The organism is Streptomyces sp. NBC_01445 (assembly GCF_035918235.1).
Lineage (GTDB): Bacteria > Actinomycetota > Actinomycetes > Streptomycetales > Streptomycetaceae > Streptomyces.
Genome location: NZ_CP109485.1, coordinates 3,872,531 through 3,896,691 on the forward strand (window position 1 = coordinate 3,872,531; position 24,161 = coordinate 3,896,691).

Genomic DNA, 24,161 nt, shown 5'->3' on the forward strand with positions numbered 1-24,161 from the left:
GGCTAGGCAGCCGTCTTCGCGCGCGTGGTCGTCGCGATCGTCGCCGAGCCGACCACGCGCGTGCCGTCGTAGAGCACGATGGCCTGGCCGGGGGCGACGCCGCGTACGGGCTCGTCGAAGGTGACGGTCAGAGTGCCGTCGACCAGCTCCGCCGTCACCGGCGTCTCGTCGCCGTGGGCGCGCAGCTGCGCGGTGTACGTGCCCGGTCCCGAGGGAGCCGTGCCGCACCAGCGGGGCTTGATGGCGGTGAGGGCGGTGACATCGAGGGAGCCGACGGGGCCGACCGTCACCGTGTTGTTCACCGGCGAGATGTCCAGGACGTAGCGCGGCTTGCCGTCGGGGGCCGGGGTGCCGATGCGCAGGCCCTTGCGCTGGCCGATCGTGAAGCCGTACGCGCCCTCGTGCGTGCCGACCTTGCTGCCCGCCTCGTCGACGATGTCGCCCTCGGCCTTGCCCAGGCGCGACGCGAGGAAGCCCTGGGTGTCGCCGTCCGCGATGAAACAGATGTCGTGCGAGTCGGGCTTCTTGGCGACCGCGAGGCCGCGCCGCTCGGCCTCCGCGCGGATCTCGCCCTTCGTCGTGACCGTGTCGCCGAGGGGGAACAGGGCGTGCGCGAGCTGGCGGTCGTCGAGGACTCCGAGGACGTACGACTGGTCCTTGGCCATGTCGGAGGCGCGGTGCAGCTCGCGGGTGCCGTCCGCGTGCTCGACCACCTTCGCGTAGTGGCCCGTGGCGACCGCGTCGAAGCCCAGGGCGAGCGCCTTGTCGAGGAGCGCGGCGAACTTGATCTTCTCGTTGCAGCGCAGGCACGGGTTCGGGGTGCGCCCGGCCTCGTACTCGGCGACGAAGTCGTCGACGACGTCCTCGCGGAAGCGCTCGGCGAGGTCCCAGACGTAGAAGGGGATGCCGATGACGTCGGCGGCCCTGCGGGCGTCACGGGAGTCCTCCACGGTGCAACAGCCGCGGGCTCCGGTGCGGAACGACTGCGGGTTCGCCGAGAGGGCGAGGTGGACGCCCGTCACGTCGTGGCCCGCTTCCGCCGCGCGGGCGGCGGCGACGGCGGAGTCCACGCCGCCCGACATGGCGGCGAGGACGCGAAGGGGGCGGGTGCTCTGCGGGGTCTGCGAAGTCATAGCTCTAACAGGGTACGGGGCCGCGGGAACCGAATCCCGCGAGTATCCGTTGTGGATCTCGTACGACGTGAACGGGGGCGGGTCGTGGGAGCACAGGGGAAGTCGCGGCAAAAGTCCGGGGGCCGCGCGAAGCGCGACGGTGACCGGGGGGTCAGCCGGCGGACGCTGCTGATCGGAGGCGCGGCGACAGCCGTCGGCGTGGGCCTGCTCGCCCGCAGCGACCTGGCGCACATGTGGTGGCAGATGCCCGGCGTCGACAAGCCGCGCAAGGCCGGCGAGGTCGACTTCAGGGGCGCGGAGTGGGTGGCCGCTGCGGCGGCGAACTGGCGGCGGGCGGACCGCCCCGCCGACTACACGATCGACCGCGTGATCATCCATGTCACACAGGGCAGCTACCAGGGGACGCTGAAGGTCTTCAAGGACCCGTGGCACGGGGCGGCCGCGCACTACGTGGTGCGCAAGGACGGCCACATAGCGCAGATGATCCGCGAGCTGGACGTGGCGTTCCACGCGGGGAACAAGGAATTCAACGAGCGCAGTGTGGGGATCGAGCACGAGGGGTTCGTGGACCGCCCGGCCGACTTCACGGACGCCATGTACGCGTCCTCCGCGCGGCTCACCGCCGGGATATGCAGGCGCTACGGGATACCCGTCGACCGGCGGCACATCATCGGGCACGTCGAGGTGCCGGGCACGGACCACACCGATCCGGGCCCGCACTGGGACTGGGACCGGTACATGGGCCTGGTGAAGCGCGCCCATGAAGAGGGGCGCACGGCCAAGGCGTAAGGCGTCCTGGCTCGGCCCGGCCGTCGGCCGAGCCCGGCCGTCAGCTCAGCCCGGCCGTCCTGGCCCGCTCCACCGCCGGTCCGATCGCGTCCGCCACCGCTGCCACGTCCGCCTCCGTCGACGTGTGGCCGAGGGAGAAGCGCAGGGTGCCGCGGGCCAGGTCCGGGTCCGTGCCGGTGGCCAGCAGTACGTGGCTTGGCTGCGCCACACCGGCCGTGCACGCGGAGCCGGTGGAGCACTCGATGCCCTGCGCGTCCAGGAGCAGCAGCAGGGAGTCGCCCTCGCACCCGGGGAAGGTGAAGTGGGCGTTGGCGGGCAGCCGGCCGCCGGGGGCCGGGTCGCCGCCGAGGATCGCCTCGGGGACGGCCGCGCGCACGGCGTCGACCAGGCCGTCGCGCAGTCCGCCGATCTCGCGGGCGAACCACTCACGCTGTTCGGCGGCGAGCCGTCCGGCGACGGCGAAGGCGGCGACGGCCGGCACGTCGAGCGTCCCGGAGCGCACATGCCGCTCCTGACCGCCGCCGTGGAGCACGGGTACGGGGGTGTACTCGCGGCCCAGGAGGAGCGCCCCGATGCCGTACGGGCCGCCGATCTTGTGGCCGGAGACGGTCATCGCGGCGAGGCCGGACGCGGCGAAGTCGACGGGGATCTGACCGAAGGCCTGGACGGCGTCGGCGTGCAGCGGGACGCCGAACTCGGCGGCCACGTCGGCGAGTTCACGTACGGGCTGGATCGTGCCGATCTCGTTGTTCGCCCACATGACGGTGGCGAGGGCCACGTCGTCGGGGTTGCGGGCGATCGCCTCGCGCAGGGCGTCCGGGTGCACGCGCCCGTACGCGTCGACGGGCAGGTATTCGACGGTGGCGCCCTCGTGTTCGCCGAGCCAGTGCACGGCGTCGAGGACGGCGTGGTGTTCGACGGGGCTGGCGAGGACGCGGGTGCGGGCGGGGTCCGCGTCGCGGCGGGACCAGTACAGGCCCTTCACCGCGAGGTTGTCGGCCTCGGTGCCGCCCGAGGTGAAGACGACCTCACTGGGGCGGGCGCCGAGGGATTCGGCGAGGGTCTCGCGGGACTCCTCGACGGTGCGTCGGGCGCGCCGGCCTGCTGCGTGCAGCGAGGACGCGTTGCCGGTGAGGGCGAGCTGGGCGGTCATCACCTCGACGGCCTCCGGGAGCATCGGAGTGGTCGCGGCGTGGTCGAGGTAAGCCATGGTGGGCTCGATTCTACGAGCCCCTGTCCCCGTGCTCCGCGCCGCGTGGGGTCCCGTCCCACGCAGGGCGTCAAAGGGGTCAGCCCGTGAGGCTCCAGGACAGCGTGTGGTCGGTCGCGACGAACGCCGCGAGGACCGCCAGGTCGGCGATTCCGAGCCCGAGTCCGAGCAGCGCACGGCCACGGCGGGCGGTGCCGCGCATGAGGGCGAGGCCGGCGAGCACGATGGCGATCGGGCCGAGGAAGAGGTTGAGGACGAGCAGTCCGAGCAGCCCGAGGACGAACGAGGCGACGGCCATTCCGTCGGCGTCGCGCGCACCGGTGCGGGGCTGCTCCGCAGGGGCCGTCCCGGCCACGGCGTCGGTGTGGGCGCTGGTGCCGGTAGTGGTGTCAGCGGTGATGTTCATGGTGGTACCCCCTCTTGGTTCAGGCGTGATCAGGCGTGATCAGGCTGATGGATCAGTGCTGGTGGCGTCGTCGGGCGGTCCGCTCGCGCACGGCGAAGACAACCAGCCAGATGCCGATGACGGCGGCGGCGACGAGGGTGACGGGAAGAGGCGCGTGGGCCACGGAGCCCAGCGCGACGCCCAGCAGAAGCAGGGCGGCTACGAGGAACAGCATGAGTGCCTCTCATGGTCGGGTCGGTGGCGGTTGGGATTACAACCGTTCACTGACTCCTGAGTCTAGCGCGCACACGGCTTCCGAATTACAGAGAACAAGTGTTAACTGCATGGCATGAGTCACACTCTCGGCATCCGGCAGGCCCAGAAGCAGAAGACCCGACAGGCGCTGCTCGACGCGGCGTTGGAGCTGCTCGAGGACCAGAGCCTGTCGAGCCTGGGGCTGCGCGAGGTCACCCGGGCCGTCGGGGTCGCGCCGACCGCGTTCTACCGGCACTTCGACTCGACGGCCGAGCTCGGCGTCGCGCTCGTCGAGGAGGCGCTCGGCAGCCTGCACGAGACGATCACCACGATGCTGACCACGACGGGCAGCAACGAGGAACGCCTGGGTCGGACCGTCGAGTTGATCGCCCGTCTGGTCCGCACGCACCCCTCCCACGTGCGCTTCATCGCGCGTGAGCGGCACGGCGGCGTCCAGCGCGTGCGGGACGCCATCGGCGGGCAGCTCGCGCGGTTCGCCGAGGAGGTGGCCGAGGGTCTTGCCGCGGACCCGGTGTCCGCCGGCTGGAGCCAGGACGACCTGCGGATGCTGGCGTGGCACTACGTCGAGCACATGGTGATGACCGCGTCCGTCTTCCTGGAGACCCCGCCGGAGCGCATGGACGCGGCGATCGACGTCGCCACACGGCAGTTGCGCCTCGTCAACCTCGGCAGGGCGCACTGGCTGGACTGAACGCCGCCGGCCACGGCCCACCACCCACCGGCGCCCAAGTCCCCCGCCCCGGCCGGGACACGCCCTAGCCTGAAGAGCATGACCGCCGACTGGAATCTCGACCGCTCCTGTGCCAGTTCGTCCGGCGACGTCGCCTGGGCCGCGCTCGGCCCGGCGGACGCGCCGCCGGTCGTCCTCGTCCACGGCACGCCCTTCTCCTCGTACGTCTGGCGCGGCCCGGCCCGCGCGCTCGCCACGCGGCATCGCGTCTACGTATGGGATCTGCCCGGGTACGGCGCCTCGGCGAAGCACGACGGGCAGGACGTCACCCTCGCCGCCCACGCCCGCGTCCTGACCGAGCTGCTCGGGCACTGGGGCCTGGACCGGCCCGGCGCCGAACCCGCCGTCGTCGCCCATGACTTCGGCGGCTGCGTCGCCCTGCGCGCCCGGCTGCTGCACGGCGCGCGCTACGAGCGGCTCGCACTGGTCGACCCGGTGGCGCTCGCTCCATGGGGCTCCCCCACGTACCGCCATCTCGGCGCGCACGCCGACGTGTTCGCCCAGCTCCCGCCGGCGCTGCACGAGGCGCTCGTGCGCGAGTACATCAGGTCGGCGAGCCACCAGGGCCTGCACCCGGCCACCCTCGACCGACTGGTCGCCCCCTGGTGCACTCCGGAGGGGCAGCCCGCGTTCTACCGTCAGATCGAGCAGAACGACCAGCGCTTCACCGACGAGATCCAGGGCCGGTACGGGGAGTTGGACCTTCCTGTGCTGATCTGCTGGGGCACGGAGGACACCTGGATCCCGGTCGCGCGCGGGCACGAGCTGGCGAAGCTGATCCCCGGTGCCGAACTGCGGCTGATCGAGGGCGCGGGGCATCTCGTACAGGAAGACGCGCCGGCCGAACTGACCGGCGCCGTCAAGGAGTTCCTGTGGGCGGACCGTACACGGCGGTGATCGCGGCGCCGCAGCGGGCGAGTTCCGCACGGATCTCGGGCGGCTCGACGACCTGCACGTGGTCGGCGAAGGAGTGGAGCGAGCGGGCCTCGCGCACCTCCCCGTAGCCGAGGTGCACGGTGATCCACTCGCTGCGGCCGTCGTCGTCGGGCGGCGCGGTCAGCGCGTTGCCGCACAGCCGCAGGAACAGGTCGAGGTGGGTGCGCCGCACACGCGCAGTGGCCTCGACGGCGCCGGGCCCGACCTCGACCGGACGCCGGCCTCGCTACGGCAACGGGCGCACCTCGACCCGGTCCACGCCGCTACGGCTCCGGGCTCGGCCACCCGGACCCGCCGCCCCGTTCAGCTCAGCTTCGCGCGCGCGAGCTGCCGGGACTGGGCCACCAGGCGGTCCTCGCTGTCCCAGACCTCGGCGTCCTCCTCCAGGAAACCGCCCGCGAGATTGCGGGTGGTGATGGAGACGCGCAGAGGGCCGGGGGCGGGGCGGCAGCGGACGTGGACGGTCAGTTCGACCGTCGGGACCCAGCCGGTCAGGCCCATCTCGAACGCGGTCGGCGGCAGCGCGTCCACCGCGAGGAGCAGGGAGAGCGGGTCCGCGTCACGCCCGTCCGCGAGGCCGAACCAGGCCCGCATCTCGCCCTTGCCGGAGGGCGAACCGATCGCCCAGCCGAGCGTGGCCGGGTCGAGCTTGAGGGCGAGCCGCTCGGTGATGGCGGAGCTGCCCTTGATCGGCGTGGGGCCGTCCTGCGCGCCGAAGCACTGCTCGACCGGCGGGAAGTGCGGGGGCTTCGCGGTGGTACGGACGTCGTCCGGGAGCGCGTCGAGGTCACCGTAGGAGGCGAGAACGCGGATCCGCTCGACCTCGGCGCCCTCGTCGTCGTACTGGAAGAGGGAGGCCTGGCCGGTGGAGAGGGTGCGGCCGGTGCGTACGACGTCGGTCCTGATCACGGCGGGGCCGGGCCTGGACGCGGTCAGGTAGTGCGCGGAGATGGTGAACGGGTCGCTGTGCGGCAGCGCGTCGCCGAGGGCGCGGCCGAGCACGGCGAGCAGGTAGCCGCCGTTGACGGCACTGATGATCGTCCAGCCGGCCGAGAGGTCGATGTCGTACACACCGGGCTCGCGCCGGGTGACCGCGGTGTCGCGGTCGAACTCGCTGTCGCCGATGACCGCCTGCGCGGCGGACGATACCTGTGCCATGCAGGTACGGTACAACAGGAAACTACTAAGCGGTAGCTTTTGCTTCGAAGTACATAACAGCCCAGGTCAGGGCGTCTCCTCCGGCACCTCCGTCGCCGACGACCTGCGGTGCCAGGCCCGCGGCGCCCGCCAGTGATAGCGCATCGCGAGCAGCCGCAGCACGAACGCCGTGATGACCGCGGCGCCGCTGCTGAACGCGGACAGCACGTCGAAGCGGATGCACAGGACGATGATCGTCGACCCGACGATCGCCGGTACCGCGTAGAGGTCACGGTCCCAGCGGACCAGGGACGGGACCTCGTTGGCGATGATGTCGCGCAGCACACCGCCGCCCACGGCGGTCGTGAGGCCGAGCGCCACGGAGGCCGTGAGCCCGAGCCCGTAGTCGTACGCCTTGACCGTGCCGGTGACGCAGAACAGGCCGAGGCCGGCCGCGTCGAAGATGTTCACCGCGACCTGGGTGCGCTCCACCTCGGGGTGCAGGAAGAACACGAGGCCCGCGGCGACCAGCGGGGTCAGGAAGTAACCGAGGTCGGTGAACGCGGCCGGCGGGACGGCGCCGATGATCACGTCGCGGAACAGCCCCCCGCCCAGCGCGGTGACCTCGGCGAGAACGGCGATGCCGAAGACATCGAAGTTCTTGCGGACCGCGAGGAGAGCGCCGGAGATCGCGAAGACGAAGATCCCGATGAGGTCCAGCCAATGCTGGACGGAGGGGGTGAAGAGTTCCAGAAGCACCCGACATTGTTACGCACTGCCGGGTGCCCCCGAGCCAGGTGTGACGCGTGGCCTACAGCGCGGGCTTGCCCTTCGTGTAGAGCCACGTCTGGAAGAGCCCGTCGAGGTCCTGCCCGGAGACCTTCTCGGCGAGGCGGATGAAGTCGGCGGTCTGCGCGTTGCCATAGCGGTGTGTGGAGGTCCAGGTGCGAAGGAGCTTGAAGAAGTCCTTGTCGCCGATGCGCTCGCGAAGGACCTGGAGTGTCATCGCGCCGCGGTTGTAGACGGCGCTGTTGAACATGGTGTCGCGCTGCGGGTCGGCGATGACGCTCTGCCAGAAGGACGAGGTGGCGGGGACGGAGTTGTAGGCGGCGAGGAAGGAGTCGTGGGCGGTGGTACGCCCCTTGTGCTCGTTCCACAGCCAGGGCCCGTAGCTCGCGAAGCCCTCGTTGAGCCAGATGTCCTTCCACTGGCGCACCGAGACGGAGTCTCCGAACCACTGGTGGGCCAGCTCGTGCACGATCGTGCCCTCGGAGCGGACTGCGGAGTAGCTCGGCTTGGACTGGGTCTCCAGTGAGAAGCCCGCCTCCGGCATGTCGTCGACGACGGCGCCGGTCTCCTCGAACGGGTAGGGGCCGAACACCTGCGACCAGTAGTCGGTGACCTCGGCCGTGACGCCGTACACATCGACGTTGTTGCTGTTCTTCAGGACCGGGTCGATGGCTACGTAGATCGGAATGCCCGAAGGGGTCCTGCCGGTCTTGACGTCGAACTTCCCTATGGAGGCGGTCGCGAGGTAGGTCGCCATCGGCCGGGACTCGCGCCAGTGGTGCACGGTCTGCCCGCCCCGGACGTCGTACGTGTCGACGAGCCGGCCGTTGGAGACACCCGTCAGGCCCTTGGGCGCCTTGATGCGGATGTCGTACGTCGCCTTGTCGGAGGGGTGGTCGCTGGAGGGGAACCAGGTGGAGGCGGCGTTGGGTTCGCAGGCGACGAAGACGCCGTCGTCGGTCTTCATCCAGCCGTAGTCGGAGCCGAAGACGATGGGGCCGTTGAGCGCCTCCGGGACGCCGCCGTAGGTGACCGTGACGGAGAAGGTGCGGTGGTCGCGGATCGCGTCGCGCGGGGTGACGCGTATCTCGTCGCCGGAGCGCGTGAAGTGGGCGCGTCTGCCGTTCACTTCGACCGAGGTGACGGTCAGCTTCTGGAGGTCCAGGTCGAAGGAGGAGAGGTTCTGGGTGGCGCGCGCGGTGACGGTGGTGACGCCGTCGAGGCGGTCGGTCGCGGGGTCGTAGGCCACGTTCAGGTCGTAGTGGGTGGCGTCGAAGCCGCCGTTGCCGAGCTGCGGGAAGTACGGGTCGCCGATGCCGTCCGAGCCGGGGGTGGGGGCCGGGGCCGCGGCGATCAGACAGAACGAGGCGGCCGCTGTCGCGACCGCCGCCAGACGTGCCGAACGGGAGAGTGCCATGAGTCGTCCCTTCGCGCGTGTTCCGATGTAACGGACACGCAGACTCTGCACTCTCCCGTCAGGGCGTGTACATGACCTGCTCGGTCAAATCCCCGCTAACTGCCGGACGACTCCTGGACGTCATCCGTCCCGTCCGCGTCACCCGCGTCGTCCGACGGCTGGACGTCACTGTCGTCACCGGCGTCGGAAGCCGCCTCGGGAGTATCGGCAGACTCCTCGGCCGGCTCCTCAACCGAATCCGCGGCCGGCTTCTCGGCCGGCTTCTCAGCCGCCGCCTTGGCCGACACCTCGGACACGTCGTCGGCGTCATCCGCCTCGGTCCGCGCCAGCGTCACCACCTCGATCGCCTCCCTGGCGACCGCGAGCAGCTTGGTGTCGTCCGGGGCCTGGTCCTCGGCGTTCTCCGGGTGGTGGCAGGCCACTTGGCGCCCGGGGGCGAGCTGGATCAGCGGCGGTTCGGCCGTCTTGCAGATCTCCGTCGCCTTCCAGCACCGCGTGTGGAAGCGGCAGCCGCTCGGCGGCGAGATCGGCGAGGGCACGTCGCCCTTGAGCAGGATCCGCTCGCTCTTGGCGCCCCGGCGCTTGGGGTCCGGGACGGGCACCGCCGACATCAGGGCCTTGGTGTACGGGTGCATCGGCGCCTCGTACAGCGAGGTGCGGTCGGCGAGTTCGACGATCTTGCCGAGGTACATCACCGCGATGCGGTCCGAGACATGGCGGACGACGGAGAGGTCGTGCGCGATGATCACGTACGTCAGGCCCAGCTCGGACTGCAGGTCGTCCATGAGGTTGACGACCTGCGCCTGGATCGACACGTCGAGCGCGGAGACCGGCTCGTCCGCCACGACCAGCTTCGGCTTGAGCGCGAGCGCGCGGGCGATGCCGATGCGCTGGCGCTGGCCGCCGGAGAACTCGTGCGGGTAGCGGTTGAAGTGCTCCGGGCTGAGGCCCACCAGCTCCAGGAGGCGCTGGACCTCCTTCTTCACCCCGCCCTCGGGCTCCACGCCCTGGAGCCGGAACGGCGCCGAGACGATCGAGCCGATGGTGTGCCGGGGGTTCAGGGAGCCGTACGGGTCCTGGAAGATCATCTGGATGTCGCGGCGCAGCGGGCGCATGCCCCGCGTGCCGAGGCGCGTGATGTCCTGGCCCTCGAACTCGATCTTGCCGCCGGTGGGTTCGATCAGCTTCGTGATGACCCGGCCCATGGTCGACTTGCCGCAGCCGGACTCGCCGACGACGCCCAGGGTCTCGCCCTTGCGGACCTCGAAGTCGATCCCGTCGACGGCCTTCACCGCGGCGACCTGCCGCTGGAGGAGCCCCTTCTTGATCGGGAAGTGCTTGACCAGGCTCTCGACCTTGAGCAGCACCTCGCGGTCCTCGGGGGACGCCGCCTGCGCGGGAACCGTGGCCGCCTTGGTGGCCGCCGCTGCGTCCCCTGCGTCTTCCTTCTTCGTCTCGCTCACGGGCTCACTCACAGCTTCGGCGCAATCTCTTCGGTCCAGATCCGCGTGCGGTCCTCCGTGCTGAGGTGGCAGGCGGAGAAGTGGTCGCTGCCGACCTCGTGCAGCTCGGGCCGCTGGGTGCGGGTGATGCCGCCCTTGGGCAGGTCCGCGTACGGGCAGCGCGGGTGGAAGGCGCAGCCCGAGGGGACATTGATCAGGGACGGCGGCTGGCCCTTGACGGGGATGAGCCGCTCGGTCTGCTCACGGTCGATGCGCGGCATCGATCCGAGCAGGCCCCAGGTGTACGGGTGCTGCGGCTCGGCGAAGATCTTGTCGACGGGACCGCGCTCGACGCAGCGACCGCCGTACATGACCAGGACCTGGTCGGCGATCTCGGCGACGACACCCAGGTCGTGGGTGATGAGGACGACCGCGGACTCGAACTCCTTCTGCAGATCCCTGATCAGGTCGAGGATCTGCGCCTGGACGGTGACGTCGAGGGCGGTGGTCGGCTCGTCCGCGATGAGCAGCTGCGGGTTGTTCGCCAGCGACATCGCGATCATCGCGCGCTGGCGCATACCGCCGGAGAACTCGTGCGGGTAGCTGTCGACGCGCTTGGCCGGCTCGGGGATGCCCACGCGGTCGAGCAGTTCGACGGCCCGCTTGCGCGCGGTCTTCTTGTTCACGTCGTTGTGGACGCGGTACGCCTCTACGATCTGGTTGCCGACCGTGTAGTACGGGTGCATCGCGGACAGCGGATCCTGGAAGATCATCGCCATCTCGCGGCCGCGGAGCCGGCGCACGTCGTCCGGGGCGGCCTCGATCAGCTCCTTGCCGTCGAGCCAGATCTCGCCGGACATCTTCACGTTCTTGCCGCGCGCGCCGAGCCGGTGCAGGCCCATGATCGCCAGCGAGGTCACGGACTTGCCGGACCCGGACTCGCCCACGATGGACAGGGTCTGGCCCTTCTCCAGCTTGAAGCTGAGCCCGTCGACGGACTTGACCAGGCCGTCGTCGGTCGGGAAGTGCACCTTGAGGTCGCGCACTTCGAGGAAGGCGGTCGGGGGCTTGGCCGGGCCCGCGGCCACCGGCTCGCCCACGGCGGCACCGGTTTTGGACAGTTCGGTCACGAGAGCCTCACCCGCGGGTCGGCGGCGGCGTAGAGAAGGTCCACCAGGAGATTGCAGAACACGACGAAGAACGCGGCGAGCAGCGTCACGCCGAGGACCTTGGGCAGGTCGTTGTCGGTGATGCCCTGGACGGCGTACTCACCGATGCCGTGCAGGGAGAACACGTTCTCGGTGATCACGGCGCCGCCGAGCAGCAGACCGACGTCCATACCGAACACGGTGATGATCGGGGTCAGTGCGGCACGCAGGCCGTGCCGGCCCACCACGGTGCGCTCGCGCAGACCCTTGGCACGCGCGGTGCGGATGTAGTCCTCGTTCATCGTCTCCAGCATGCCCGAGCGGGTCAGCCGGGCGTAGATCGCGGAGTACAGCAGAGCGAGTGAACACCAGGCAGGGAAGAGGGTGTTGGCCCACTGTGCCGGGTTCTCCGTGAGCGGTACGTAGGTACGCCCGAAGATCGGGATCTGGTAGGTGAAGACCAGGAGCGCCAGCTGGCCCGTGAAGAAGATCGGCAGCGAGACACCGGCGAGGGCGACACCCATGAACGCGCGGTCGAAGAACGATCCGGGCTTGAGCGCCGAGATCACACCCACCGTGACACCGGACAGCAGCCAGATGACCGCGGCACCGGCGGCCAGGGACAAGGTGATGGGCAGCCGGTCGGTCAGCTCGGGCCACACCGCGACGTGGTTCTTGAAGGAGTAGCCGAAGCACGGCGCGTTGCAGTGGACCGTGGTGGGGCCGAGGTCATAGGTGGACCCCGCGAAGATCCCCTTGATGAAGTGCCAGTACTGGAGGTAAACGGGCTCGTCCAGGCCGAGGTTGTGCTTGACCGCCGCGATGTCCGCGGCCGAGGGACTCTTGCCGATGTACTGCTGCGCGAGCTGGTCGGCGGTCTGGCCGGCCATTCTCGGCAGCAGGAAAAAGATGCCAAACGTGACCGCGGTGACGACCAGCAACAGGATCACTGCCGCGATCAGCCGGCGGATGATGTACGAGATCACGGGGACCGGCGCTGGTGCCCGCGGACCGTGCGGCCCGCGGGCACCAATGCCTTCACCTGCCTTCCGGGGCTGCTACTTCTTCGTGGTGCCGATGTTGAGGTAGTCGTACTGCCCGCTGAAGGCGGCCGTGGACACCAGGTTGGTGGCGTACGGGGAGCGGTACAGCAGGACCTTGAAGTAGGTCAGCGGGACGAGCGCCGCGTCCTCCATGGCCTGCTTGTCGATCTGCGCGTACAGCTTGTTGCGCGTGGCCTCGTCGGGTGCCCCGATGGCCTCGGCGAGCATCGAGTCGACCTTCTTGTCGTCGAGCTCCGACAGGGCGGTGTTGCCGGAGGCACCGACCGCCTTGCTGTTCAGGATCTGCTGCAGGAAGCCGTAGCCGGAAGGCCAGTCGGCACCCCACTGCATCATCATGATGCCGACGTTGTTCTTCTGGTTGAACTTCGGGACGCCCGCGTAGTCGGTGAAGTACTTGCCCGACGGGAACTGCTTCAGGCTGGCGTTGATGCCGACCTTCTTCAGCGACTCGATCAGCGCCTGGGCGCCGGAGACCTCTTCGTCACGGTCGCTGCGCGCGGTGATCGTGGTGTTGATCTTCTTCTCGCCGCAGGCCTTCAGCGCGTCCTTGGCCTTGGCCACGTCGCCCTTGTTGCCGCTGGTGGCGTAGACGTCTTCCTTGGCGTAGCCCGTGATGTCCGGGGGCAGCACCGTCGTGGCGACGTCACCGCGGATGGGACCGCCCTGTGCGGTCTGCACCGAGACCTTGTCGATGGCGTACTCGACGGCCTTGCGGCACTCGACGTTCGTGAACGGCTTCAGCTTGGTGTTGATCGCCGCGTAGACGAGACGGCCGCCGAAGGCGTTGTCCGTGTTCGCCATCTTCGACTTGTCGTTGACCAGCTGCGCCTGCGTCTGGGTGTCGACACCCTTGCCCTGCAGGTCGATCAGGGTGTCGCCGGACTGCAGGTCCTTGTCGATCGTCTGCTGGTTGACCTTCAGGTCGACGACGATCTTCTCCGGGTACTGCTTGCGCAGCGGGTCGGACTTCGGGTCGAAGTTCTTGTTGCGGACCAGGACGGCCTGCTTGCCCTCCTGGTAGCTCTGGAACTGGTACGAGCCCGAGGACACGATGTGCTTGACGTAGTCGATGCCGTCGTCCTTGGCCTTCGGCACCGGCGCGGTCTGCGGGGTGGCGACCAGGTAGTCGAACTCCTGGAAGGCCTGGTTGAGATGGAAGACGATCGTGGTGTCGTCCGGCGTCTCGATGGACTTCAGGCCCTTGTCGCTCTTGTCCTTGTAGGGGCCCTTGTACTTGTCACCGCCCGCGAGGAACTGCTGGAAGTAGTTCGGGCCGAGGGAGAGCACGTCACGCGCGAAGTTCGAGCGCTCGACGGCGTACTTGACGTCCTTCGACGTGATCGGCGAGCCGTCCTGGTACTTCAGACCCTTGCGGATCGTGTACGTCCAGGTCTTGCCGCCGTCCGACTGCTTGCCGGGCGCCGAGGCGAGGTCGGGGACGAGCGTGTTGCCCTTCTCCCCCGCGTCGGGCTTGAACGTCATCAGCGGGCGGGCGTACAGCCGGCTGAAGTTGTACATGTAGGCGTAGTACGTGTTACCCGGGTCGAACGAGTCGGGGACGTCCGACATCGCGTAGGTGACCGTGCCGCCCTTCTTCGTCGAGGCGTTGACGAAATCCTTCGTGGCGGCGTTCGCACCGGCCGACTTGTTGTTGTCGCCCGAGCCGTCGTCGGCCTTGCTGCAGCCGGCGAGCAGCAGGCTCACGCTGCCGATGGCCGCGACCGCGGCGATAGATGACCTTCGCATGATGGTCGGAATCCCCTCCATTGTCGGAAACTTGTGGAGCTCTCGGTGCGGCCTGAGTCAGCGGCTGCGCGGGTCGAGGGCGTCGCGGAGACCGTCACCGAGCAGGTTGAACGCGAGCACGGTGACGAAGATGGCGAGACCCGGAACGATCATGTATTGCGGATCGACCTGGAAGTAGTCGACGGCGTCCTTGAGCATGCCGCCCCAGGAAGCCTGCGGCGGCTGGATGCCCACGCCGAGGAAGCTGAGCGACGCCTCGAAGATGATGTTCGTCGGGATCAGCAGCGTCGAGTAGACGATGATCGGGCCGACCAGGTTGGGCATCAGTTCCCGGAACAGGATGTACGGGCCGCGTGCCCCCATCCCGCGGGACGCGTCCACGAATTCCCGCTCGCGCAGCGCCAGCGTCTGGCCGCGCACGATCCGGCCCAGATACGGCCAGTTGAAGAATCCGATCACGAAGATCAGTACGCAGATGTGCAGCGGAAGCCCGTTCAGGCCGAACGCGCCACCCTGCAGGGTCGCGGAGATCGAGATCGCGAAGAGCAGCAGCGGGAACGCCAGGAACGTGTCCATCAAGCGGCTGATGATCGAGTCGACCCGGCCGCCGTAGTACCCGGCGACGACACCGAGGACCGCCCCGATCACGTTCGACAGGACGGTCGCGCCGAAGGCGACGACGAGCGAGACCCACGAGCCTTCGAGGATGCGCGCGAGGATGTCACGGCCGAACTTCGGTTCCACACCGAGGGGATGGTCACCGCTCATACCGCCCAGTCCGCCCTTGGGGAGCGAGGAGGTGGGGTCGATGAGGTCCTGGTGGAACGTGTTCGGGTCGAGGCCGAAGAGGTGCTGCAGGGGGCGCGCGCAGGCGGCGATGAGGATGAGCAGGATGACGATGACGCCGCCGGCGACGGCGACCTTGTCCCTCTTGAAGCGGTTCCAGGCGATACGCCCGAGGGAACGCCCCTCGATCTGCTGCCCCTTGGTGCCGGCGAGCACAGCCTCGGGCTGCACCTCGGCCTGGGCCCCAGTGGTCTCGATCGGTGCGGTCACGGTGTGGTTGACCCCTCTCGGCCGACTGTGGCCGGCCCACGCCCGCCGCTGTAGCGGCTTGATCCTGTTTCACACGCTGGACAGTCCGGGGACATGGCCCCGTAGTTGACCGTTCAGCTCGTACACAGAGTCGAAACCCCGTGTCTGCAGGGAGTCTTCAATGCGCCTGTGATCAGCCGCCAGCCCTCACCGAGAAAGGTTGCGCAACCGTGATGAGGCGGAACTGGTGCAGTATGCGGACGTCGAAGTCACCTGAGCGGACAATTCACTCCCGCCCGGCAGGGCCCCACAGGGTCCGGAATGCGACACCGTGACCGATGTGGCGAGAATGCCCCGAGTGGTGCGTCAACCCCCCGCCAAACAGGGCGGAATGGGCCTTTGTCCTGTAAGTGCCAGTACGGGGTCGGTCGAAACCGGCGGCATGCGGCGCCAGTTGGAACGGGACGGGCGTCGAACGGTTCAGTACGCCCCGTGCGGCGGCGGGTACCCGTACCCCGCGACGGGGGCGGGGGCGGCCGGGGCCGCGTGCGCCTCACGGTCGTAGAACGGGCGGGCGTTGGCGCGCAGCCACAGGGCGACGGGGTCGTGCTCGTCGGACATCGCGACCGTGGAGACGGGCAGTCCGTCGGGCACGGCGACGACCGACTGCTGCATCATCGCGCGCACCGCGTCCACGGACACCGGCGACGTGTCGTACACATCGAGGCCGATCGCCAGATAGGGCGCGCCGAGCGTCGGCTGGACCCAGGCGCGGCGCAGCGAGCGGATCGCGGTGGTGCGGTGCGCGTTCTGCGTGAGCAGGGCGTAGAACTGCGGGATCTCGATGGCGGGGTCGCTCAGGCGCAGCGGCCCGGCGGGCTGGCGGTCGAGGCCGCCCGCGATGCGGCGCAGGTCGAGCCACGGGATGCCGACACCGCCGCCGGGCGCGTGCGGGTTGAGCCAGAGGCCGTAGTGGTCGGGGTAGAGCGTGCGGGCCGCGTCGACCCCGCCGACGACCTCGTACGCACGGCTCCAGCCGGAGGCGGACAGCTCCTGGGCGGAGGTGACACAGGGGGCGTACGAGAAGCCCTCGACCTCCATGTTCCCGTACTGCGCGTCGGGGGAACCGGCCTGGCCGTGCCAGAGCAGCATCCACACCTGACCGGCGCCCGGGTCCGCGAGCGCGTTGAGCAGCGCCTCGTAGGCGTCGTAACGCCCCGGCGTCACCTGGCGCAGCATGTGCTCGACCTGACCGGCCGCGGCCGTGCCCGACGCACTCACCCGTAACCGCCCCTTCGTGACGTACCCGACGATTTCGACCCGCTCCCCGCGGCGGGACCGCCCAGACAGGTCATGAAACCAGCTTAAGCGGCGATCCTGGCACCGACTTGACGTACGCGCGGTCGACCAGTTTCCCGTGTTTCCCGAACGGGGACCGGCGCCGGGCTTTCAGTGACCCTGCGTGTAGAACGGCCGCAGCGTGGCGCGCATCCAGTCACCGACCGGGTCCTGGGTGATGTCGAGCAGGACGAGGTTCACCGGCCAGGGCGCGGGAGCCCGGCCGAGGGCGCGGCCCAGGGCGTCCATGGGCAGGTTGCGCGCGGGGCCCTCCCACTGCGACAGCTCGACGCCGACGAAGAGGAGGGGGTCGCCGCCCTCGACGCTGGCGAGGCAGCGGCGGGCGGTCATGACGACGCCGGACGCCTCGAACTCCTCGCGCACGGCGGCCAGGAAGTCGACCGGGTCGTCCTGCCAGTCGGGCTCGTAGAGGCTGACCCGGCCGCCCGTGGCGGGCCCGTCCAGCGGCGTACGGTCGGACTTGCACAGTTCGGCGACGGCGGGCGGGGGCAGCGGGACGCCGACGGCGCCGTCCGGATTCACCGCAATGCCGACCTGCGGCGGCAGCCCGCGCGCGAACTCGACGGCCGGCGCGACCGTGCAGCCCATCCGGTCGCCGACGACCGCGAGGAACTGCTCCTCGGAGCTGAAGACGGGCACATAGGCCTGGCCCTCGATCTCCACCGTCGGCAGGTCGAGGTTCGGGCTGCCGGGGCCGCCGCCCTGGGGCAGCGGTATCCACACCTGGCTGCGCCCGAGGACCTCGACGATGCGGCCGCCCGCCGAGTCGACCCCGAGGGAGGCGGCGAGCACCTCCTCAAGCTCGTTGGCCGGCCACCCGCCGTACGGATGTGCGTGAGCCTGCGCCGGAATGTCCATGTGCCTACCACCCGCTCTGGAACCGCTCTGTCTGCGGCCGAACCCTAGCGCGTGCGGGCGACAGAACACCCTCCGCGTCCGCATGTGCACAGAGGGTCGCAGCCGGTCAACTCCCCTCGAACCTGATCCCGTTCAGCACATCCGTCGCGTCCCGGTCGAGCAGCACCGCGGACGCGCAGCCCCACGGCAGGTCACCGCGCTCGGCGGACTCCACCAGGCCCGCGACCGCGCGGCGGTGCCGGGCGAACGCGTAGCGCGAGACCCCGCGGCCGCGGTCCCGCTGGCCCGCGAGCGCCGTGCCCGCGTCGACGTCGAGCAGCATCAGATGCAGGTCCGCGCCGCGCCGCCCGGCCTCCTTGGCCAGCCAGCGCCGCACCCAGCGTTGCGTACCGCAGTCGTGCAGGACGACGCTGCCTCCCGAGCGCAGGGCGCGCCGCAGCCCGGCGAAGTGCGCGAGCCGCACGAGCGGGCGGTACACGGCGTACGGGAGCAGCCGCGGCAACCGGGCCGCCCAGCGGTCACGCGTGTCCTGCGAGTCGATGCGCACGGCTCCCCCGGCACCGACCACGCGGCGCATCAGCGTGGACTTGCCACTGCCCGGGAGCCCCGAGACCACGATCAGGTCACCCCGCGCGAAGCCGAGGCGCCTCGGTGTGCGGCCGCCTCTGCCGCGCAGATCCCTGACGACCGGACCGCGCCCTGTCACCGCCCCGGGGCGGGGCACAGCGCGCTGCCCGACCCCTGCCGCCGCGTACGCACCCGCCGCTGCCTTGTGCACCGTGATCGTCCTCCCCGTTCCGGTCACGCCACCCTTGCCCGCCAAGTGTAAAGAGACGGTAATGCCCTACAAGTGGTTTCCCCGTACGGTCGGCATGCAATGATGTGCGCGCCAAGAGCACGACCAACTGCATACCGGCCGCTTGAATCCGCGCGGGAGAGCTCCCCGGACGCCTACGCGTCCCCGGGGGCGCCGAAGGAGCAAGTTCCTCCCTTGAATCTCTCAGGCCCCGTACCGCGCGGGCGAGGCATATCTGAAAAGCGGGCGGCCCTCGGCCGCTCCACCCAAGGTGCAAGCCGCGACCACCTCTGTACGTGTGGCGCCGGCGAACCTCTCAGGTTCCGATGACAGATGGGGAGGAAGACCATCGCCCTCGTCTGTCATGCCTGGGATCCTGGAGCACCACTCATGAACAACGTCCCCCGTAAGACCGCCCTCGACGCCCTGCACCGCTCGCTGGGCGCGACGATGACCGACTTCGCGGGCTGGGACATGCCGCTGCGGTACGGCAGCGAGCGCGACGAGCACATCGCGGTCCGCACCAAGGCGGGCCTCTTCGACCTCTCGCACATGGGCGAGATCACCGTCACCGGGCCGCAGGCCGTCGATCTCCTCGACTACGCCCTCGTCGGCAACATGTCCACGATCGGCCCCGGCCGCGCCCGCTACACCATGATCTGCCAGGAGGACGGCGGGATCGTCGACGACCTGATCGTCTACCGCCTGGGCGAGCAGGAGGCCGGTCTTCCTCACTACATGGTCGTCGCCAACGCCGGCAACGCGCAGATCGTCCTCGACGCGATCACCGAGCGCGCCGCCGGCTTCGACGCCGAGGTCCGCGACGACCGCGACGCCTACGCGCTGATCGCCGTCCAGGGCCCCGAGTCCCCCGGCATCCTGAAGTCCCTCACGGACGCCGACCTGGACGGCCTCAAGTACTACGCGGGCCTGCCCGGCACCGTCGCCGGTGTGCCGGCCCTCATCGCCCGCACCGGCTACACCGGCGAGGACGGCTTCGAGCTGTTCGTCGCCCCGGAGCACGCCGAGAAGCTGTGGCAGGCGCTGACCGACGCGGGCGCGCCGGTCGGGCTCGTCCCCGCCGGCCTCTCCTGCCGCGACACGCTGCGCCTGGAGGCCGGCATGCCGCTGTACGGGCACGAGCTGACGACGGCGCTGACCCCCTTCGACGCCGGTCTCGGCCGCGTCGTGAAGTTCGAGAAGACGGGCAACGAGGGCCGCTTCGTGGGCCGCGAGGCGCTCGAGGCCGCCGCCGAGCGCGCCGAGACCGCGCCGCCGCGCAGGCTCGTCGGCCTGATCGCCGAGGGCCGCCGGGTGCCGCGCGCCGGGATGTCCGTGGTCGCCGACGGAAAGGTGATCGGCGAGGTCACCTCCGGCGCCCCCTCCCCCACGCTCGGCAAGCCGATCGCCATCGCCTACGTGGACGCGGCGCACGCCGCCCCCGGCACCGAGGGCGTGGGCGTGGACATCCGCGGCGCCCACGAGCCGTACGAGGTCGTGGCGCTGCCGTTCTACAAGCGCCAGAAGTAGCCCGACCAGTCCTCACGGGGGCCGCCGGAAGTAACCCAGCGCACACCCCTCTCGTTCCGCAGCACCCACCCGCGTACAGGAGAATTCAGATCATGAGCAACCCCCAGCAGCTGCGCTACAGCAAGGAGCACGAGTGGCTGTCGGGCGCCGAGGACGGCGTCTCGACGGTCGGCATCACCGAGTTCGCGGCCAACGCGCTCGGCGATGTCGTCTACGCCCAGCTCCCCGAGGTCGGTGACACGGTGACCGCGGGCGAGACCTGCGGCGAGCTCGAGTCGACCAAGTCCGTCAGCGACCTGTACTCCCCGGTCACCGGCGAGGTCGTCGAGGCGAACCAGGACGTCGTGGACGACCCGTCGCTGGTGAACTCCGCCCCGTTCGAGGGCGGCTGGCTGTTCAAGGTCCGCACATCGGAAGAGCCGAAGGACCTGCTCTCCGCGGACGAGTACGACGCGTTCTCCGGCTCCGGCAACTAGGGACACCACGACCATGTCGCTCATGAACACCCCGCTGCACGAGCTCGACCCGGACGTCGCCGCCGCGCTCGACGCCGAGCTGCTCCGCCAGCAGTCCACCCTCGAGATGATCGCGTCGGAGAACTTCGCTCCGGTCGCCGTCATGGAGGCCCAGGGCTCGGTCCTGACCAACAAGTACGCCGAGGGCTACCCCGGCCGGCGCTACTACGGCGGCTGCGAGCACGTCGACGTCACCGAGCAGATCGCCATCGACCGGGTCAAGGACCTCTTCGGTGCCGAGTACGCCAACGTCCAGCCGCACTCCGGCGCCTCCGCCAACCAGGCCGCCCTCTTCGCGCTCGCCAAGCCCGGCGACACGATCCTCGGCCTGGACCTCGCCCACGGCGGCCACCTCACCCACGGCATGCGCCTGAACTTCTCCGGCAAGCAGTTCGACGTGGTCGCCTACCACGTCGACGAGGCCGGTCTCGTGGACATGGCCGAGGTCGAGCGCCTCGCCAAGGAGCACCGCCCCAAGGTGATCATCGCGGGCTGGTCCGCCTACCCGCGCCAGCTCGACTTCGCCGCGTTCCGCCGCATCGCGGACGAGACCGGCGCCTACCTGTGGGTCGACATGGCCCACTTCGCCGGACTCGTTGCGGCCGGGCTGCACCCCAACCCGGTCGAGTACGCGGACGTGGTCACCTCCACCACGCACAAGACGCTCGGCGGGCCGCGCGGCGGGATCATCCTCGCGAAGAAGGACTTCGCGAAGAAGCTGAACTCGTCCGTCTTCCCCGGCTTCCAGGGCGGCCCCCTGGAGCACGTGATCGCCGCCAAGGCCGTCTCCTTCAAGGTCGCCGCGAGCGAGGACTTCAAGGAGCGCCAGCAGCGCACCATCGAGGGCGCCCAGATCCTTGCCGCCCGTCTGACCTCGGACGACGCCCGCGCCACCGGCGTGAACGTGCTGTCCGGCGGCACCGACGTGCACCTGGTCCTGGTCGACCTGCGCGAGTCCGAGCTGGACGGCCAGCAGGCCGAGGACCGGCTCCACGAGGTCGGCATCACGGTCAACCGGAACGCCGTCCCGAACGACCCGCGTCCCCCGATGGTCACCTCGGGCCTGCGGATCGGCACCCCGGCCCTGGCCACCCGTGGCTTCCAGGCCGAGGACTTCACCGAGGTCGCCGACATCATCGCCGAGGCCCTCAAGCCGGAGTACGACGCGGTTTCCCTCAAGGCCCGCGTCACCGCTCTCGCCGACAAGTTCCCCCTGTACCCCGGCCTGAAGTAGTTTCGTACGCATTTGTACGTCTGAAAGTTCGGGGCACCGCGCACACTGGACAGTGAGAGCGGTGCCCCGAACCGTGCACCGCCCTCCGTATCGCCTTGCGCACCACCCCGGCGGACAACGGCGTCCGCCGAAACCCACCTAGGAGTTCCCCGTGGCCATCTCGGTCTTCGACCTGTTCTCGATCGGCATCGGCCCGTCCAGCTCCCACACGGTCGGCCCGATGCGGGCGGCCCGCATGTTCGCGCGCCGCCTGAAGAACGAGGGTCTGCTCGCCCACACCGCCGCGATACGCGCCGAGCTCTACGGCTCCCTCGGCGCCACCGGACACGGCCACGGCACCCCCAAGGCGGTCCTGCTCGGCCTGGAGGGCGACTCCCCCCGCACCGTCGACGTGGAGAAGGCCGACGACCGCGTCGAGGCGATCAAGGCTTCCGGGAAGCTCAGCCTGCTCGGCGTCCACGAGATCCCGTTCAGCTTCGACGACGACCTGGTCCTGCACCGCCGCAAGGCACTCCCGTACCACGCCAACGGCATGACGATCTTCGCCTACGACCACGAGGGCGCCCTCGTCCTGGAGAAGACGTACTACTCGGTGGGCGGCGGCTTCGTCGTCGACGAAGATGCCGTGGCCGGCGAGAACCCGATCGTGCCCGACGACACGGTCCTCAAGTACCCCTTCCGCACCGGCGACGAGCTGCTCCGCCTCGCCGAGGAGACCGGCCTGTCCATCTCCGCGCTGATGCTGGAGAACGAGAAGGCCTGGCGCACCGAGGACGAGATCCGCTCCGGACTCCTCGACATCTGGCGCGTCATGCAGGCCTGCGTCTCGCGCGGCATGTCCCGCGAGGGCATCCTGCCCGGCGGCCTCAAGGTCCGCCGCCGCGCCGCGAACTCGGCCCGCCAACTGCGCGCCGAGGGCGACCCGATGGCCCGCGCCATGGAGTGGATCACCCTCTACGCGATGGCCGTCAACGAGGAGAACGCCGCGGGCGGCCGCGTCGTCACCGCGCCCACCAACGGCGCCGCGGGCATCATCCCCGCGGTCCTGCACTACTACATCAACTTCGTGCCCGGCGCGGACGAGGAGGGCGTCGTCCGCTTCATGCTCTCCGCGGGCGCCATCGGCATGCTCTTCAAGGAGAACGCCTCCATCTCCGGCGCCGAGGTCGGCTGCCAGGGCGAGGTCGGCTCCGCCTGCTCCATGGCCGCGGGCGCCCTCGCCGAGGTCCTCGGCGGCACCCCCGAGCAGGTCGAGAACGCCGCCGAGATCGGCATGGAGCACAACCTCGGCCTGACCTGCGACCCCGTCGGCGGCCTCGTCCAGATCCCCTGCATCGAGCGCAACGGCATGGCCGCCGTGAAGGCCGTCACCGCGGCCCGCATGGCCATGCGCGGCGACGGCAGCCACAAGGTCTCCCTCGACAAGGTCATCAAGACCATGAAGGAGACCGGCGCCGACATGTCCGTCAAGTACAAGGAGACGGCGCGGGGCGGCCTCGCCGTCAACATCATCGAGTGCTGACGATCAGCAGGGCTGAGGGCGGCGGCACTCACAGGGTCGCCGTCGTGCCCTCCCCCGCCCCGCTTCCCGCGAGCCACTGGTCCCAGCTCAGGTTGAACGCCGCGTAGCCGTTGTCGGCCGGAGCCTTGGCGCGCGGCGAGCCCGTGATCGTGACGGGGTCGCCCTGCTTGACCTGGCCGTAGAACCACTTGGCGTCGGACAGCGACAGGTGGACGCAGCCGTGCGAACCACGGGCCGAGCCGCTGCCCGGGTTCGGGTCACCGGTCGAGTAGTGGACGTACGTGCCGGACTGGGTGAGGTGGACGTCCCAGGGCAGCGTCAGGTCGTAGTAGTTGGCGCTGCCCTTGTCGCAGCTGATGCCGACGCTGCAGGAGGTCATGTGGACCTTCTCCTGCTTGTCGATGACGGCCATCGTGCCGTTCCAGGTGGGGTACTCGGCGCTGCCCGCGTTGATCGACAGCGTCCGCACGGCCTGGCCGTTCTTGGTGACCTTCATGGTGTGACCGGTGACGGAGACGTCGGCCCGGACGTCGTCGCCGACCGTGAAGGAGTGCGTGTAACCGTGCACGCCGTAGCGGCCGTTGCCGTTGCTGACGCCCTTCATGTCGGCGTCGACCTTCACCTTCGTACCGGAGGGCCAGTACGTCTTGGGGCGCCAGTCGGCGCGCTTGTCGCCGAACCAGTGCCAGGCGCCGGCCACCGGCTGCGACGTGCTGACCTTCATGTGCTTCTCGACGGAGGCGCGCGCCTTGGCGGCCACGGGGTTGGTGAAGACCACCGAAATCGGCATCGCCACACCGACCTTGGCGTCGCTCAGCGGGGTGATCGTCTCCAGGAGCATCGGCGGACCCTTGGGCTTCGCCGGTGAGGGCTTGGCGCTCTCGCTCGGCCTCGCCGCCGCCTTCCCGTCGTTCCCGCCCGACGCCTTGTCGCCACTGCCGCCGCCGCAGGCGCTCGCGCCCACCAGCACCGCGACCGTCACGAGCGCGATCCTTATTCCGTCCTTGCGCCGTCCCACGACCTGCTCCACTCTCCGATTCACCCCATGCCCCCCAACGGGCCCAACTCACTGTCAGACAGTGACATGGCTCCGGCAGTTGCAGGGACCCA

General features: G+C 69.9%; 23 protein-coding genes, 1 pseudogene and 2 riboswitches. Of the genes and pseudogenes, 7 read left to right on the forward strand and 17 right to left on the reverse strand.

The annotated features are described in order from the left end of the window. Positions 1-2: 2 nt before the first annotated feature. Positions 3-1,133 (reverse strand): tRNA 2-thiouridine(34) synthase MnmA, encoded by a 1,131-nt coding sequence (gene mnmA, locus OG574_RS17480; RefSeq protein ID WP_326773993.1) that lies wholly within the window; start codon positions 1,131-1,133, stop codon positions 3-5. 84 nt (positions 1,134-1,217) lie between these two features. Between mnmA and OG574_RS17485 the strand changes: the two genes are divergently transcribed. After that, positions 1,218-1,922, forward strand: coding sequence for an N-acetylmuramoyl-L-alanine amidase (locus OG574_RS17485; protein WP_326773994.1), 705 nt, complete (start codon positions 1,218-1,220; stop codon positions 1,920-1,922). Between the two features lie 40 nt (positions 1,923-1,962). Here OG574_RS17485 and OG574_RS17490 read toward each other — a convergent pair whose 3' ends face one another. From OG574_RS17490 to OG574_RS17500, 3 genes are all read right to left on the reverse strand, one after another. Then, on the reverse strand, positions 1,963-3,132 hold the full coding sequence (locus tag OG574_RS17490) for a cysteine desulfurase family protein (RefSeq protein WP_100598282.1): 1,170 nt from the start codon (positions 3,130-3,132) through the stop codon (positions 1,963-1,965). A 79-nt stretch (positions 3,133-3,211) separates the two neighbouring features. Next, on the reverse strand, positions 3,212-3,538 hold the full coding sequence (locus tag OG574_RS17495) for a hypothetical protein (protein ID WP_326773995.1): 327 nt from the start codon (positions 3,536-3,538) through the stop codon (positions 3,212-3,214). 52 nt (positions 3,539-3,590) lie between these two features. Beyond that, complete coding sequence (locus tag OG574_RS17500) at positions 3,591-3,752, reverse strand: hypothetical protein (RefSeq protein ID WP_165914619.1); 162 nt, start codon at positions 3,750-3,752, stop codon at positions 3,591-3,593. Positions 3,753-3,866: 114 nt separating this feature from the next. Here OG574_RS17500 and OG574_RS17505 point away from each other — a divergent pair, with 114 nt between their 5' ends. Next, positions 3,867-4,484, forward strand: a complete 618-nt coding sequence (locus OG574_RS17505) for a TetR family transcriptional regulator (RefSeq protein ID WP_326773996.1) — start codon at positions 3,867-3,869, stop codon at positions 4,482-4,484. Between the two features lie 78 nt (positions 4,485-4,562). Further along, positions 4,563-5,420 carry an alpha/beta fold hydrolase gene (locus OG574_RS17510; protein ID WP_326773997.1) on the forward strand — a complete coding sequence of 286 codons (858 nt, stop codon included), beginning with the start codon at positions 4,563-4,565 and terminating at the stop codon, positions 5,418-5,420. Here the strand turns inward: OG574_RS17510 and OG574_RS17515 are convergent. The 12 genes and pseudogenes from OG574_RS17515 to OG574_RS17570 form a co-directional block, all read right to left on the reverse strand. Then, a pseudogene (locus OG574_RS17515) lies at positions 5,383-5,637 on the reverse strand (DNA-binding transcriptional regulator); the annotation flags it as partial. The gene OG574_RS17510 and the pseudogene OG574_RS17515 overlap by 38 nt on opposite strands. Before the next feature lie 125 nt (positions 5,638-5,762). Further along, the gene (locus OG574_RS17520) at positions 5,763-6,617 is read right to left on the reverse strand and encodes a thioesterase family protein (RefSeq protein WP_326773998.1); all 855 of its coding nucleotides are present in this window, start codon (positions 6,615-6,617) and stop codon (positions 5,763-5,765) included. 66 nt (positions 6,618-6,683) lie between these two features. Beyond that, positions 6,684-7,355, reverse strand: coding sequence for a trimeric intracellular cation channel family protein (locus tag OG574_RS17525; protein ID WP_326773999.1), 672 nt, complete (start codon positions 7,353-7,355; stop codon positions 6,684-6,686). 52 nt (positions 7,356-7,407) lie between these two features. Continuing rightward, positions 7,408-8,802, reverse strand: a complete 1,395-nt coding sequence (locus OG574_RS17530; protein WP_326774000.1) for a M1 family metallopeptidase — start codon at positions 8,800-8,802, stop codon at positions 7,408-7,410. Between the two features lie 95 nt (positions 8,803-8,897). Further along, positions 8,898-10,265 carry an ABC transporter ATP-binding protein gene (locus OG574_RS17535; RefSeq protein WP_398375151.1) on the reverse strand — a complete coding sequence of 456 codons (1,368 nt, stop codon included), beginning with the start codon at positions 10,263-10,265 and terminating at the stop codon, positions 8,898-8,900. Between the two features lie 8 nt (positions 10,266-10,273). Beyond that, a complete protein-coding gene (locus tag OG574_RS17540) occupies positions 10,274-11,374 on the reverse strand; it encodes an ABC transporter ATP-binding protein (RefSeq protein ID WP_326774001.1) in 1,101 nt (366 codons plus the stop codon). After that, positions 11,371-12,378 (reverse strand): ABC transporter permease, encoded by a 1,008-nt coding sequence (locus OG574_RS17545; protein ID WP_100598291.1) that lies wholly within the window; start codon positions 12,376-12,378, stop codon positions 11,371-11,373. Before OG574_RS17545 ends, OG574_RS17540 begins: the two co-directional genes overlap by 4 nt. Before the next feature lie 72 nt (positions 12,379-12,450). Next, positions 12,451-14,202 carry an ABC transporter substrate-binding protein gene (locus OG574_RS17550; protein ID WP_326774002.1) on the reverse strand — a complete coding sequence of 584 codons (1,752 nt, stop codon included), beginning with the start codon at positions 14,200-14,202 and terminating at the stop codon, positions 12,451-12,453. Positions 14,203-14,259: 57 nt separating this feature from the next. Further along, on the reverse strand, positions 14,260-15,258 hold the full coding sequence (locus OG574_RS17555) for an ABC transporter permease (RefSeq protein WP_326774003.1): 999 nt from the start codon (positions 15,256-15,258) through the stop codon (positions 14,260-14,262). 459 nt (positions 15,259-15,717) lie between these two features. Next, positions 15,718-16,518: an enhanced serine sensitivity protein SseB C-terminal domain-containing protein gene (locus tag OG574_RS17560; protein WP_326774004.1), complete on the reverse strand. Its 801-nt coding sequence runs from the start codon at positions 16,516-16,518 to the stop codon at positions 15,718-15,720. 168 nt (positions 16,519-16,686) lie between these two features. Beyond that, positions 16,687-17,454, reverse strand: a complete 768-nt coding sequence (locus OG574_RS17565) for an enhanced serine sensitivity protein SseB (protein ID WP_326774005.1) — start codon at positions 17,452-17,454, stop codon at positions 16,687-16,689. Between the two features lie 106 nt (positions 17,455-17,560). Further along, entirely contained in the window at positions 17,561-18,238 is a 678-nt protein-coding gene (locus OG574_RS17570) for an AAA family ATPase (RefSeq protein ID WP_398375282.1), read from the reverse strand. 137 nt (positions 18,239-18,375) lie between these two features. Next, a riboswitch (glycine riboswitch) is annotated at positions 18,376-18,479 on the forward strand. Then, a riboswitch (glycine riboswitch) is annotated at positions 18,480-18,593 on the forward strand. Between the two features lie 47 nt (positions 18,594-18,640). Here OG574_RS17570 and gcvT point away from each other — a divergent pair. The 4 genes from gcvT to OG574_RS17590 all read left to right on the forward strand — a co-directional run bounded on the left by gcvT (position 18,641) and on the right by OG574_RS17590 (position 23,051). After that, positions 18,641-19,780, forward strand: a complete 1,140-nt coding sequence (gene gcvT / locus OG574_RS17575) for a glycine cleavage system aminomethyltransferase GcvT (protein ID WP_326774006.1) — start codon at positions 18,641-18,643, stop codon at positions 19,778-19,780. 92 nt (positions 19,781-19,872) lie between these two features. Further along, positions 19,873-20,256 carry a glycine cleavage system protein GcvH gene (gcvH, locus tag OG574_RS17580; protein WP_100598297.1) on the forward strand — a complete coding sequence of 128 codons (384 nt, stop codon included), beginning with the start codon at positions 19,873-19,875 and terminating at the stop codon, positions 20,254-20,256. 13 nt (positions 20,257-20,269) lie between these two features. After that, on the forward strand, positions 20,270-21,529 hold the full coding sequence (glyA, locus tag OG574_RS17585) for a serine hydroxymethyltransferase (protein WP_326774007.1): 1,260 nt from the start codon (positions 20,270-20,272) through the stop codon (positions 21,527-21,529). A 151-nt stretch (positions 21,530-21,680) separates the two neighbouring features. Continuing rightward, the gene (locus tag OG574_RS17590; RefSeq protein ID WP_326774008.1) at positions 21,681-23,051 is read left to right on the forward strand and encodes an L-serine ammonia-lyase; all 1,371 of its coding nucleotides are present in this window, start codon (positions 21,681-21,683) and stop codon (positions 23,049-23,051) included. A 28-nt stretch (positions 23,052-23,079) separates the two neighbouring features. Here OG574_RS17590 and OG574_RS17595 read toward each other — a convergent pair whose 3' ends face one another. Further along, the gene (locus OG574_RS17595; protein ID WP_326774009.1) at positions 23,080-24,069 is read right to left on the reverse strand and encodes a L,D-transpeptidase; all 990 of its coding nucleotides are present in this window, start codon (positions 24,067-24,069) and stop codon (positions 23,080-23,082) included. Between the last annotated feature and the right edge of the window lie 92 nt (positions 24,070-24,161).

Excerpts from the sequence above, each read along its gene's own strand:
- mnmA (WP_326773993.1), bottom strand. The coding sequence starts at position 1,133 with ATGACTTCGCAGACCCCGCAGAGCACCCGCCCCCTTCGCGTCCTCGCC.
- OG574_RS17490 (WP_100598282.1), bottom strand. The coding sequence starts at position 3,132 with ATGGCTTACCTCGACCACGCCGCGACCACTCCGATGCTCCCGGAGGCC.
- OG574_RS17495 (WP_326773995.1), bottom strand. The coding sequence starts at position 3,538 with ATGAACATCACCGCTGACACCACTACCGGCACCAGCGCCCACACCGAC.
- OG574_RS17500 (WP_165914619.1), bottom strand. The coding sequence starts at position 3,752 with ATGCTGTTCCTCGTAGCCGCCCTGCTTCTGCTGGGCGTCGCGCTGGGC.
- OG574_RS17505 (WP_326773996.1), top strand. The coding sequence starts at position 3,867 with ATGAGTCACACTCTCGGCATCCGGCAGGCCCAGAAGCAGAAGACCCGA.
- OG574_RS17510 (WP_326773997.1), top strand. The coding sequence starts at position 4,563 with ATGACCGCCGACTGGAATCTCGACCGCTCCTGTGCCAGTTCGTCCGGC.
- OG574_RS17520 (WP_326773998.1), bottom strand. The coding sequence starts at position 6,617 with ATGGCACAGGTATCGTCCGCCGCGCAGGCGGTCATCGGCGACAGCGAG.
- OG574_RS17530 (WP_326774000.1), bottom strand. The coding sequence starts at position 8,802 with ATGGCACTCTCCCGTTCGGCACGTCTGGCGGCGGTCGCGACAGCGGCC.
- OG574_RS17550 (WP_326774002.1), bottom strand. The coding sequence starts at position 14,202 with ATGCGAAGGTCATCTATCGCCGCGGTCGCGGCCATCGGCAGCGTGAGC.
- OG574_RS17565 (WP_326774005.1), bottom strand. The coding sequence starts at position 17,454 with ATGGACATTCCGGCGCAGGCTCACGCACATCCGTACGGCGGGTGGCCG.
- gcvT (WP_326774006.1), top strand. The coding sequence starts at position 18,641 with ATGAACAACGTCCCCCGTAAGACCGCCCTCGACGCCCTGCACCGCTCG.
- gcvH (WP_100598297.1), top strand. The coding sequence starts at position 19,873 with ATGAGCAACCCCCAGCAGCTGCGCTACAGCAAGGAGCACGAGTGGCTG.
- glyA (WP_326774007.1), top strand. The coding sequence starts at position 20,270 with ATGTCGCTCATGAACACCCCGCTGCACGAGCTCGACCCGGACGTCGCC.